General features: G+C 32.8%; 12 protein-coding genes. 10 read left to right on the forward strand and 2 right to left on the reverse strand.

From position 1 onward, the window contains the following. Positions 1-120: 120 nt before the first annotated feature. Complete coding sequence (locus AC3VI6_RS12805) at positions 121-2,385, forward strand: AAA family ATPase (RefSeq protein WP_497706487.1); 2,265 nt, start codon at positions 121-123, stop codon at positions 2,383-2,385. Between the two features lie 337 nt (positions 2,386-2,722). Here the strand turns inward: AC3VI6_RS12805 and AC3VI6_RS12810 are convergent, their stop codons facing one another. Beyond that, positions 2,723-3,778: an IS110 family RNA-guided transposase gene (locus AC3VI6_RS12810; protein ID WP_497704953.1), complete on the reverse strand. Its 1,056-nt coding sequence runs from the start codon at positions 3,776-3,778 to the stop codon at positions 2,723-2,725. Between the two features lie 193 nt (positions 3,779-3,971). Here AC3VI6_RS12810 and AC3VI6_RS12815 point away from each other — a divergent pair, with 193 nt between their 5' ends. Together AC3VI6_RS12815 and AC3VI6_RS12820 are read left to right on the forward strand one after the other, a co-directional pair. Then, on the forward strand, positions 3,972-5,459 hold the full coding sequence (locus tag AC3VI6_RS12815; RefSeq protein WP_497706488.1) for a S41 family peptidase: 1,488 nt from the start codon (positions 3,972-3,974) through the stop codon (positions 5,457-5,459). Between the two features lie 166 nt (positions 5,460-5,625). Then, positions 5,626-6,267 carry a hypothetical protein gene (locus tag AC3VI6_RS12820; protein ID WP_497706489.1) on the forward strand — a complete coding sequence of 214 codons (642 nt, stop codon included), beginning with the start codon at positions 5,626-5,628 and terminating at the stop codon, positions 6,265-6,267. A 338-nt stretch (positions 6,268-6,605) separates the two neighbouring features. On the opposite strand, the gene AC3VI6_RS12825 is transcribed toward AC3VI6_RS12820, so the two are convergent. Beyond that, positions 6,606-7,661, reverse strand: a complete 1,056-nt coding sequence (locus AC3VI6_RS12825) for an IS110 family RNA-guided transposase (RefSeq protein ID WP_497704953.1) — start codon at positions 7,659-7,661, stop codon at positions 6,606-6,608. 187 nt (positions 7,662-7,848) lie between these two features. On the opposite strand from AC3VI6_RS12825, the gene AC3VI6_RS12830 reads away from it, so the two are divergent. The 7 genes from AC3VI6_RS12830 to AC3VI6_RS12860 all read left to right on the forward strand — a co-directional run bounded on the left by AC3VI6_RS12830 (position 7,849) and on the right by AC3VI6_RS12860 (position 12,901). Further along, positions 7,849-8,616: a hypothetical protein gene (locus tag AC3VI6_RS12830; protein ID WP_497706490.1), complete on the forward strand. Its 768-nt coding sequence runs from the start codon at positions 7,849-7,851 to the stop codon at positions 8,614-8,616. 244 nt (positions 8,617-8,860) lie between these two features. Beyond that, positions 8,861-9,418, forward strand: coding sequence for a DUF5655 domain-containing protein (locus tag AC3VI6_RS12835; RefSeq protein ID WP_497706491.1), 558 nt, complete (start codon positions 8,861-8,863; stop codon positions 9,416-9,418). Between the two features lie 2 nt (positions 9,419-9,420). Beyond that, complete coding sequence (locus AC3VI6_RS12840) at positions 9,421-9,837, forward strand: SRPBCC family protein (protein ID WP_497706492.1); 417 nt, start codon at positions 9,421-9,423, stop codon at positions 9,835-9,837. Beyond that, entirely contained in the window at positions 9,834-10,157 is a 324-nt protein-coding gene (locus AC3VI6_RS12845; protein WP_497706493.1) for an ArsR/SmtB family transcription factor, read from the forward strand. The genes AC3VI6_RS12840 and AC3VI6_RS12845 overlap by 4 nt, the downstream gene beginning before the upstream one ends. Before the next feature lie 145 nt (positions 10,158-10,302). Beyond that, positions 10,303-10,971: a hypothetical protein gene (locus AC3VI6_RS12850; RefSeq protein ID WP_497706494.1), complete on the forward strand. Its 669-nt coding sequence runs from the start codon at positions 10,303-10,305 to the stop codon at positions 10,969-10,971. Between the two features lie 791 nt (positions 10,972-11,762). Beyond that, a complete protein-coding gene (locus tag AC3VI6_RS12855) occupies positions 11,763-12,029 on the forward strand; it encodes a transposase (protein ID WP_497706495.1) in 267 nt (88 codons plus the stop codon). Between the two features lie 32 nt (positions 12,030-12,061). Continuing rightward, positions 12,062-12,901 carry an IS3 family transposase gene (locus AC3VI6_RS12860; protein WP_497706496.1) on the forward strand — a complete coding sequence of 280 codons (840 nt, stop codon included), beginning with the start codon at positions 12,062-12,064 and terminating at the stop codon, positions 12,899-12,901. Positions 12,902-12,997: the final 96 nt, after the last annotated feature.

Here is a 12,997-nt window from a genome sequence, read left to right on the forward strand (position 1 = left end):
GTTCTAGCCTACTTCTGAAAATCCTCGCGGATTTTCAGTTTGGTGTGTACTTGCAAAGTTAAGTGCTAAACCACGCAACTACTCATAGCCGAGACCGTTGTAGCTAATGCAAACCAAACTATGATAAATAAAATTTCAAGAATAAAAAACTTTGGAATCTACAAGGATTTTTCTTGGAATCAATTGGATAATTTCAAAAAGAAAAATCTCATATATGGCTGGAATTATTCAGGTAAAACAACTTTATCTAAACTTTTTGAACTTTTAGAATTTAAGAATGCTGAAAGGCATTTTCAAGGCTCGGAATTTGACTTTGAAATAGAACATAATGAGAATTCTATTTCAGTAAATCAAGAAAACATAACAGATTGCCCTTTCATAATTAAAGTTTTTAATTCAGAATACATTAAAAGGGTTTTTACTTGGGATTTACCAGGCTCAGATATTGAACCTATTTCATTTTATTTGGGTGACCCAGCTGGAGATATTAAGTCTAAACTTGAAAGACTTGAAAACGAAAATGAAAGACTTGTCAAAATAAAGGACGAACGATACAAGAAAATTGTAAATCGATTTTCAGAATATAATAAGCCTAACGGCAAATTTTCTGACCAAGCAAAAGAGGTTCGTGAGGAATACTTACCAAGATTATTTCAAACTCACGAGTTTAATAAATCCCATTTCCAAACTAGAGCTAATACTGTTAAATCCGATTTAGATAAATACATTTTGGATTCGACAAAGAAAAATGAAACCAAAGAACAAGCATTATCACAAAATACCTTCTTAGAACTAAATGATAATTTTGAGTTCAGCGAAAATTTAAATTCATTAACTTCTGATGTTAAAAAAATTCTAGAAGATTCTGCACCAAAAGCAATTCCATTCCCAGAATTAGATAAGGATAAAGAACTTTTTGATTGGGTTCAGAAAGGACTTTCTCTTCACGAAAATGAAGAAAATTGCAAATTTTGCACCAACAGTTTACCTGAGAATCGAATTGAAAACTTAAACTCTTATTATTCTGAGAAACTACAAGAGATTCAAGATGAGATTGCTAGAATCAAAGAAAGAATTGAGAATGAAAAAGAGATAGTTTCTTTGACATTTGAAAATGAGTTAAAATTAGGTGAGGCCTATAGAAAGGAATATCAAGAGAATATTTCTACTTACAAAGTCAATCTTAAAGCTTATAAAATTCAACTCAAGAAACTAAAGAAAGACCTTGAATTAAAAGGTCAACACATTTTCAATTTTATTTCAGCATCAGATATAGATGAAGTTTCTTTGAATAGAGATGTCACAAATATTGAGTCTATTCTTAAAAAGCATAACACTTGGCTTTCTGAATTTGATGAAAGAAAACAGAAAGCGGTGAATAAAATATTAAATCACTACGTTGCAGAATATCTAAAATCAGAAAACTATTTATCTAAAGAAAAAGAGAGTAATTCAGCAAAATCCATAATTGACACAATTGAAAAAAGAATAACTGATAACGATAAAGAAATTTTGAGCTTGAATTCTCAACTAAGTGATAAAGTAAAAGGCAAAGAGGAACTAAATTCAAGTTTGGAATTATTACTAAATAGAGACGATATTAAAATTGATATTTCGGATGACAAGTTCATTCTAAAGCGAGATATATTTCCCGCTACCAATTTAAGCGAAGGTGAAAAATCTGCGATTGCTTTTTCTTACTTCTTAACAGAACTTAAATCGCTAAATGAGGAATCAAAGCTAGACAAAACTATAGTTTTTATTGACGACCCAATATCAAGTTTAGACAGTAACCACATTTTTCAAGTTAGGTCTTTAATTCACAATTTTTTTTCAAAAAACAGTTTTAAACAACTTTTTATTTCGACACATAGTTTTGAATTTTTATCAGTTTTATTAGACACTAGATTGTTTGGTCCGACTAACAAAGAAGCTGGCGAAAATAAAAGACCACTATACTATATTCAACGTTTAAAAGAAAATAAAGCAACTATAAAGAAGCTACCAAAGGCGTTCAGTAGCTATAAATCTGAATACGTAGGATTATTTGAGATATTAAAAGATTTCTCAGAACTAGAAGATAAAGAAGATTTTCCAAACATCTTAATATTGCCAAACGCAGTTCGAAGATTTTTAGAGTTATATACATTAATGAAGTATCCAAGTGAAAAAGAAATTGACCGTAGAGTCAAAGAGGTATTTAATCCAAATGAAAGACCATATCATAACACTAAACTTCTTCATTGGTTTTCACATCAAAATCAAGTAGAAAAGATTCAGCAACACGATGATAAATTACTTCAAATTGAAGGAGCTGTTGAAGAACTTTTAGCACATATAGAAAATAACGATGAAATGCATTGGAAAGGATTAATAGGAGAATAAGCACTAGCTACAACAATGTGTCCTATGAAAAGCACTAGTCTAGTTTTTCAAAGTTACTATATTTATTTTTAATTCTTACATAATAATAATTTTAGGGTGTTGAATTGTTGATAATTCCGAAGGATTATCAATACTTCAATACCTTATAACTTGCTCCGCATCCTATATGTGATCAACTCTATTGGTCGTCACCAGCATCTGTATGATTATAAGTTATAATAAGTCCAGCCACTTGCTATAAAAATGTGATCTTCGGGTTAATTTTGAAGTCACCCACGTTGTTTTGTGATATGGACTCTAAATACTTCTTTTCTGAGCTTTGTTATTGATTTATATACTATTCTATAACTCCTATCTCATAAGGAGTCTCTGTTTTGATAACGGCCAAAGTTCTACTAAGTAACTTACGAGCTATCTTTATGATTATCTTCTTAGTATCCTTACCATAATGCTTTCGGTAATAATGCTGCATCACTGGGTCTGTTCGAATCGCCTGCCATGAGGCTTCTATAAAATATGATCGCATTAATCGATGTGCTCGTGGCGTTATACCTATCGTTTTATAATTATCACCACTCTGATAAATACCTGGAGCTAACCCTACATAACCTGCCAAGTGTTTTATGCTATTAAACCTGCGTAAATCTCCTAATTCACTAATAATTCCACAAGCTACAATTCCACCAATACCCGGTATGCTTCTAAGCAAATAATAATCTTTCTTAAAATGCTTACGACAATAAGCTCTTAACTGATTACTAACTAAACGTAAATCTTCATCTACAAATCGAAAATAACGCATCCTACTCTCTAAGCTTGCTTTTGCTATTGCATATTCAAATATTATATCATCTAACCACCCCCGAAAACCATGACTCCAATGGTCATTATCGTACTGTTCTGGAACTTTTATTCCAAAGTAGAGCAACTGCATTTTTATGTAACTCTTGATACGTCTAAAATCCTTTACCAAATCATTACGCCTACGAAATAAACTACGCAAAGCTTCACGATGCTCATCGGGCACATAAATACTACTTAATCGACCATCTTTCAATTCTCTACTAATCAACTGTGCATCTATACGATCGGTCTTTGTAAAACGCTCTTTCCCCTTACGATGGATATCGGCAGGATTAACTACTAAAGAGCGCCAGCCATAACTCTCAAAACAACGATGGGCATAATAGCCACAACATCCTGCCTCATAAGCTGTACTTACATCATATCCCGAAAAATGTCTATCAACATAAGCTTTCAATTGCAAAGGGTCTGGTGGCATACTAAAACTTTTGCCAGAAAATAGATCTGTTGAACAATGAACTTTCCAGCTGCGCTTGTGTATGTCAATTCCTATATATAATTTAGTGTCGGCAGTAATTTGAGTATTCATATCTTTATGTTTTTGTGAACTTTAAAGATACTCGTCTTACTGCTTTTTCATGGATGCTATAATTCATTGCTAGTTATAGCTTACTTACGAAAGTCCTCGCGGACTTTCTATCTGTGATTTATTTGCTAACTTTAGTGCTTAAACACGCAACGAAATCATACACAAACACGTTGGCTACAATTTGAACACATTAATGAAAATTATTACTAAATTCATCATTATTTCAAGTTTAATTTTACTGATTTCCTGTAAATCGGAAAGAAAAAAACCTGAATTAACAGAAAACTATTCTCTATCAAAACAGGAGATGCTTCAAGACTTTGATGTTTTCAAATCAATTTTTACAGAAGCTAATGCAGGACTTTATAAATATCGCACTAAGCACGAAATTGATAGTGCTTTTAGCAAAAATAAGACGGAAATAAAAAGCAATATTTCTTATAGAGAATTTTACAATATTTTGTGGAATGTTATTGATTATACAGGAAGCTGTCACAACGAATTAACTTATCCCGACTCTTTAGATAACCACTTGAGTAAACAAAAAATATTCTTTCCAATACCACTGAAATATCTTGAAAATAAAATTTACACAAACCTTAATTACGAGAACATTCCTGTAGGAAGTGAAATTGTTTCTGTAAACAACATAAATTCAAATCAATTTGCTACTTCAATAGCAAAATATGTGAGTACGGACGGATTTAATAAAACAGGTAAATACGCTAAAATAGAAACAGACTGGTTGCCTTTTTATATTTATTTGGCAGTGGGAAAACAAAGTCAATTTGAAATTGAGTACAAATCACAAAATTCTAATAACCTTCAAAAAAGTACAATCGCAAGCATTACGTACAAAGATTTTTATACGAATTACAATAATCGATACTCTAAAGAATTTGAGAATAAATTAGGTAAAAATTATTCTTATAAATGGTTGGATAGCATAAATACAGGACTTTTGAAAGTTCATACATTTGCGATGGGTGAACCAGAAACCGATGGACATACACAGTATGCTACATTTTTGGATTCTGTATTCACAACACTTCAAGCCAAAAAAGTTAAAAACCTAATTGTTGATGTGCGAGGAAATGGAGGTGGAAATGACCCGAACGATTTATTATTATACTCATACTTAACTCAAAGAGAATTTAAAGAAAACACTTCTGCTTTTACACTATTTCAAGAAATACCTTTTAAAGAATATTATGTTTACGATGATGTTGAAGAACTGACAAATGACCTTAAAAAAGAACATTCAATATTAAAAGAAGATAGATACTACCAAAATGATACATTCAATGAAGTATGGAAACCCCAATCAAATGCTTTTCAAGGAACTATCATTTTATTAATTGACCCATACGTGGCGTCTGCGGGTTCATTATTTGCAAGTTTGGTAAAGAGTGATGAAAACACCATAGTCATTGGAGAGGAATCATTGGGTGGCTATTACGGTCATACTGGACATATTCCAATGACTTATGAACTTCCAAATTCAAAACTTCGACTGACATTTTCGATTGTAGACCTTGAACAAGATGTAAAAGAATTATCGGATCAAAAATTTGGCGATGGAATTTTACCTGACTTTAAAGTTGTTCAAACCCACGAAGATTTTATAAATAATAAAGACATTCAACTGAATTTTGCGATTGGAAAAATAAAAAAACTGTAGCCAACATTGTATAAGCGTAATGCGGGCTAAAGTACTAAATTTGAACGAAGTGGAATTCAACAAACTAAATGGTTAAGCCGAAAAGAAAGTGCCTGTAATACCGCACTACGCTTATACGTTACCGTTGTAACACATTTGCGAAAAACATTGATAATCTGACAATTATATGGAAGAAATTTTTAAAGAGTTAGGTGTATTTGGAATTATTAGCGGATTAATAACTTTAATAATCCACAATTTTATCAATAAGTATTTTAATAAAAAATCTACTCTTTTTGAACTCGAATTAAATAACAAATCGGAATTATTTAAAAGCGAATTAGAAAAGCAATCTCAAAAATATAGAAGTGAACTTGATATACATTTGACAAAAGCTTCAAGATTTCACGAAAAACGACTTGAAACAATATCTGACTTGTATAAATTAATAGTTGATGTTAGAATTAATTTGGCAAATTTAACTTCTTCTTTTACTGTTTCGACTGGTTCTGACCAAAAAGACTTAGAGCAAAAAGAACAGCGGAAAAATAACGCTGGAAAAAGCTATGATGAATTTAGAGATTATTACGACAAAAAGAGAATTTTCATTCCAGAAAAAACGTGTGAATTAATTGACAATTTGAAATCTGAATCATTTGCTGTTTTGTCGGATTATCATTTCAGAGAGAATGTTTATGGAGATACTTACACGGAATTTAGCCGAGAAATGATAAAAGAAATGAGAGAAAGAGTTAGAGATACAATCCCTTCTATTTTAAAAGAACTTGAGCTTCAATTTAGAAAAGAAGTGGATGTAGAAAGTAATTAAAAAACGTGTTACAACAACGTATCCTATGAAAAGCACTAGTCTAGTTTTTCAAAGTTACTATATTTATTTTTAATTCTTACATAATAATAATTTTAGGGTGTTGAATTGTTGATAATTCCGAAGGATTATCAATACTTCAATACCTTATAACTTGCTCCGCATCCTATATGTGATCAACTCTATTGGTCGTCACCAGCATCTGTATGATTATAAGTTATAATAAGTCCAGCCACTTGCTATAAAAATGTGATCTTCGGGTTAATTTTGAAGTCACCCACGTTGTTTTGTGATATGGACTCTAAATACTTCTTTTCTGAGCTTTGTTATTGATTTATATACTATTCTATAACTCCTATCTCATAAGGAGTCTCTGTTTTGATAACGGCCAAAGTTCTACTAAGTAACTTACGAGCTATCTTTATGATTATCTTCTTAGTATCCTTACCATAATGCTTTCGGTAATAATGCTGCATCACTGGGTCTGTTCGAATCGCCTGCCATGAGGCTTCTATAAAATATGATCGCATTAATCGATGTGCTCGTGGCGTTATACCTATCGTTTTATAATTATCACCACTCTGATAAATACCTGGAGCTAACCCTACATAACCTGCCAAGTGTTTTATGCTATTAAACCTGCGTAAATCTCCTAATTCACTAATAATTCCACAAGCTACAATTCCACCAATACCCGGTATGCTTCTAAGCAAATAATAATCTTTCTTAAAATGCTTACGACAATAAGCTCTTAACTGATTACTAACTAAACGTAAATCTTCATCTACAAATCGAAAATAACGCATCCTACTCTCTAAGCTTGCTTTTGCTATTGCATATTCAAATATTATATCATCTAACCACCCCCGAAAACCATGACTCCAATGGTCATTATCGTACTGTTCTGGAACTTTTATTCCAAAGTAGAGCAACTGCATTTTTATGTAACTCTTGATACGTCTAAAATCCTTTACCAAATCATTACGCCTACGAAATAAACTACGCAAAGCTTCACGATGCTCATCGGGCACATAAATACTACTTAATCGACCATCTTTCAATTCTCTACTAATCAACTGTGCATCTATACGATCGGTCTTTGTAAAACGCTCTTTCCCCTTACGATGGATATCGGCAGGATTAACTACTAAAGAGCGCCAGCCATAACTCTCAAAACAACGATGGGCATAATAGCCACAACATCCTGCCTCATAAGCTGTACTTACATCATATCCCGAAAAATGTCTATCAACATAAGCTTTCAATTGCAAAGGGTCTGGTGGCATACTAAAACTTTTGCCAGAAAATAGATCTGTTGAACAATGAACTTTCCAGCTGCGCTTGTGTATGTCAATTCCTATATATAATTTAGTGTCGGCAGTAATTTGAGTATTCATATCTTTATGTTTTTGTGAACTTTAAAGATACTCGTCTTACTGCTTTTTCATGGATGCTATAATCCATTGCTAGTGAGAGCCTACTTACGAAAATCCTCGCGGATTTTCTATTCGGTTTTTATTTGCTAAATTACGTGCTAAACCACGCAACGTATCATATACAAGACCGTTGCCAGTAATGTGAGAAATGAGAATAATTGAAAACAATAAATCAGTTTTAGAAAACAAAAAGTCTTTAGGAAAACTGATTGACTCACATTTGGAACCTTTGCTTACCGACAGAAGAAAAAACCAACAAAAGATTCTTGAAATTTGTCACGTTGGGAAATTCTTAATGTTCTTTGAAAATAATTTTGAAATATCAAAGGTTACTGAAAAACCCGATTTTATCTTGACTAATGGGACTGAATTAGTAGGACTTGAACATCAAATTCTTGTCGACAATAAATCAAAGGAAAGAGAAGGTTTTTTTAAAAACATATTTGACTTAGCGGAATTAGAATTGAAAAAAGATAATAGCTTACCTAATTTCCTTGCAAACTGCTACCTACTGCCCTACGTTAACTTTAAAATTTCCGAAAAGGAAGAATTAATAGCTACTGTTGTTCGAGTAGTAAAAAAATATGTTCTGACTGACATTTTAGAGGAAAATCCAATTATTGAAAGAATATTTAAAATGCCTCATTCCGGAATTAATATTTCCGAAAATTTAGGAGCTTGGTGGCAAAAGGATTTAACGAATGAAATATTAATAAAAGCAATTACGAAAAAAGAGAAACTAATTTCAAAATACAAAGAAAATAGTACTGAAAAACAATGGTTACTTATTGTTATTGGAAGCAATGGAGACAGTTCATATCTGATTGACCGAAACATAAAATATAGTGTGAAATCAGAATTTGACAAGGTTTTTGTACTCGAAGATTTTAATAATAATCTATATGAGATTAAATAAAAAACACTACTGGCAACAATGTATAACCGCAATTACGGCGGATTCGACTACGTCCGAATCCACTCGGAATTGCTAACGTCTGTGCCAAACCGAAAATTAACGCATATTAACCCGTAACTGACGGTTATACTAGACCGTTATCTGCAATTTGAACAAAAATCAAAAAATTTATCAATTTGAATTTTGTGTAACCAAATAGTTTCATATATTTGTGTAACCAAATAGTTACTTAAATATAAGAAATATGGCTTTAGGACCAAAACAGATGGGAGAAGCAATCATTCGCAATCTCAAAGAAAAAACGGGAAAATCCATTGATGAATGGATAGAAGTTCTAACAAAAAAAGAACTTCAAGACAAAAAAGAAATCATTGCATTTCTGAAAACGGAGAACGGACTTGGACATTTTCAAGCCCACAAGGTGTTTGAGCATTTTAACGGAAAAGACAATTACGAAGACCCTTCAACTTTTGCCGATACAATCTTTAACACGAAAAAATCAAAGGAACTTTACGAATTTTCCAAATCCAAGATTTTAGAAATAGCCAAAGACATTCGCATTCAACCTTGCAAAACCTATATCCCATTTTATAGAAAAAATCAATTCGCCATTTTGACAAAGACGAAAGACGAGGCATTAATATTGGGCATAAATCTTCCCGAAAATCAATCAAACCCAAGATTTTCGAATAAGCAAACAAAAGGCAGTATCAGAATTAATGCCCAAACAGTTATACAAAGCAAAGCAGATTTTGACAATGAAATTATTTCAACATTAAAAGAGGCATATAAAGCCAACTGAATATGAGCAAATCAATAACACTGACCAAAATATATGATTTTCCTATAGAGAAAGTTTGGCAGGCACTTACTAACAAAGAAGCTATGAGCGAGTGGCTTATGCCTTGTGATTTTGAACCATTAGTAGGACATAAATTTGAATTCAGAACAAAACCCTATCCCGGATTTGATGGTATTACTAAATGTGAAGTTCTTGAAATCAAGCACAATGAATTGCTCTCATTTAGTTGGAGCGGAGGTTCTTTAAAAAACACTATTGTTACGTTTAAATTGACGCAACTGGACAATAAGACAAGATTAGATTTTAAACATAGCGGATTTGAGGGATTTGTGAACAGCCTAATTGTGAGGAAAATACTATCGAATGGTTGGAAAAAGAAAATTCTTTCTATCCAACTTCCAAAATACCTTTCAAAATGAGTGATGTTTTTAAGGCGATTGCCGACCCCACAAGACGACAAATATTACTTTCCCTTGCCAAAAAACCTGAAAATGTAAATACCATTTCAGAACTGTTTGATATGTCAAGACCAGCAGTATCGAAACATATTAAAATATTGGCTGAAAGTAATCTTATCAGGATTGAACAAGACCAAACAGATAGTAGACAAAGAAATTGTTTTGCCCAACTGGAAGCTCTAAATGAAATAACTCAATTTCTTAATCAATTGGAGGTTTTCTGGAAAGATAAACTTGACGGACTTGAAAGTTATTTAAAAAAAGAGAAAAACAGCAGATAACACGGTGTATAAGCAATAGCGGTTTAAGTGCAAACTTGAACCGTTTTTCTTTTAAATAATGTATATTGTAATCTAAAAAGTAGTTGCTTAAAACCCGCTACTGCTCATACACAAACCGTTACCTGCAAGCTGAAAACCGAATTATATGAAAAAAATCTTGATTCTATTATTATTTATATCAACTAATATTTATGCTCAATGCGACTGGAATTCTTTCTTTCCATTTCAAGCAGGAAATTCAAAGTTTGACGTTGCTCGAATTAAAAGTACAAACCCAACAGTTGCAGACACAGAGGACAAATATGGAATTAGAGATGCAATAGAAAAAGCTAATAACGGATATCAAAAATTTGACTATTTAAAAGATAGTGTCTATATCAATGTAATTAATCTTCGATTTGTGAATAATGAGTGTTTTAAAGGCTCAAGTAACCGAATTCAAATCACTCTATCAGATGACAAACTTCACAAAGGAACTGTCGAGTTAAACTATGATGACTATGACACAATGAAGAAACAATACGATGAATTACTGGAATTAGTGCCTAACGAATATGGTTACACAGTACCATTTGAAATAACAAATAGGAAAACTAATGAAAAAACTGGAGAAGGACTTTGGTTTGTGACTAAACCCGAACCAGAAGAAGGTGATAAAATAAATAGAATTGGAATAAGCTATAGTTTTGAATTTAAAATGGTTTGGGATAAAGAAAAGAAGGAATATTATCGCACAAACGAAATTGAATCTTATACTATAGAAATTGATTTTGCGGATTTAAGACAATCAAAACTAACAGGAAAAGGATATTAAATAAAGCCAGCAGGTAACAACGGCTATAGTTCATTGCTTCCGACTTTCCTATCGGAAAGTCCTCGCAAATTTGCTATCTTCGGTTTACGGTGGAAAATCCTCGCGGATTTTCACGCAACGAAACCATAGCCAAGACCGTTAGCTTTAATGCTGGAGCAAGTTTGCGGCTTGAAAAAACCTGGTTTATTTTTCGATTTTTTTTTAGAATTTTAAGGTAGATAAATCAGAAAAACTGTGTGCGGAATTTTGAAAATTTTCGGAATTATCACTCAAACGTGGAATGAAATAAAACAGCGGAATTGCTCACTCAAACTCTGAATTGAATTACGGTTGACTTTTTAGCTTGTTTGCGCAATCAGAACTGGAATAATAACGCTGGAATTGCGCACTCAAACCTGAATTAAAAAACGGTCGGAATTTGAGCAAGTTTGCGGAATGAATTAAACGCAGAAATTAAAGAAACCTGAATAAAAAGTTGACCGAAAAAACAAAAAACGGAATGAATTATAAAAGCACTAAAAGCTAACAACGGCTCCTATGAAAAGCACTAGTCTAGTTTTTCAAAGTTACTATATTTATTTTTAATTCTTACATAATAATAATTTTAGGGTGTTGAATTGTTGATAATTCCGAAGGATTATCAATACTTCAATACCTTATAACTTGCTCCGCATCCTATATGTGATCAACTCTATTGGTCGTCACCAGCATCTGTATGATTATGTAGCCTTCCCTAAAAATAAGACAGTTTAAAATTCGAAATTATTAACTTTAAACTATTAAACTGTCCGATGAAAAAAAGTAGATTTACCGAAAGTCAGATCATTAAGGTCTTAAAGGAAAACGAGCAAGGTCGAGCTATAGGAGATATAGCTCGCGAACTGGGGATTGATAAGAGCACCATCTATTATTGGCGCAAGCGATACGGAGGCATGGAATCAAGTCATTTAAAGCGTCTTAAGGAGCTAGAGGAAGAAAACCGCAAGCTCAAGCAAATGTATGCTGATGCCAGTTTGGATAACCAAATGCTCAAAGACATACTCTCAAAAAAGTTCTAAGGCCTTCCGACAAAAAGCATAGAGCGACTTATTTGATTAAGGAATATCAGGTTTCTATACAGAGAGCCTGTGGTGTTGTGGATTTAACTCGTTCGATGTGGTATTACCAAACCAAGCGTGATGATCGTGAAGTAATTGACAAGCTCTCTGCCTTGGCTACAGAATTGCCGACCAGAGGCTTTGATGAATACTATAAACGAATACGTCGTGAAGGCCACCCATGGAACCGCAAACGTGTTTTACGGATTTATAGGCAAATGAAATTAAAGCTAAGACGTAAGCACAAAAAGCGTATTACGGGAAGAGTAAAGCACCCTTTGGAAGTTCCCAAGTCATTGAATGAAGTCTGGAGCATGGATTTTATGTCCGACACACTTTCTGATGGAAGAAAGGTACGTATACTAAACATTATGGATGATTGTAACCGAGAAGTACTAGCTATAGATCCAGGATTAAATTATCCAGCAAGAAAGCTGGTAGAGACCTTAGAGCAATTAGAAGAAGAAATAGGGCTACCACTAACTATTCGGTGTGATAATGGTCCTGAATTCATATCCAAAACATTTAGTCAATGGTGTAAAAACAAACGTGTTGAAATCCGTCATACCCAGCCAGGAAAACCCATGCAAAATGGATATATAGAACGTTTAAACAGATTTTATAGAGAAGATATATTAGATGCATATTGGTTCAATGATCTGCATCAATTACGATCTTTAAGCAATAAATGGATGGAAGATTATAACACCAATCATCCACATCAGTCTCTTGGTAATAAACCGCCTAGAGAATACAAACCCAGATTTGGAGAAGAATTCTTCTCCAAATCTGATGATATTAATGAAAATTTATTGAATTTAGCCGTGTCTTAATTTGGGTAAGGCTACAATTATAAGTTATAATAAGTCCAGCCACTTGCTATAAAAATGTGATCTTCGGGTTAATTTTGAAGTCACCCACGTTGTTTT

It is taken from the genome of Tenacibaculum sp. TB-56, from assembly GCF_059716275.2.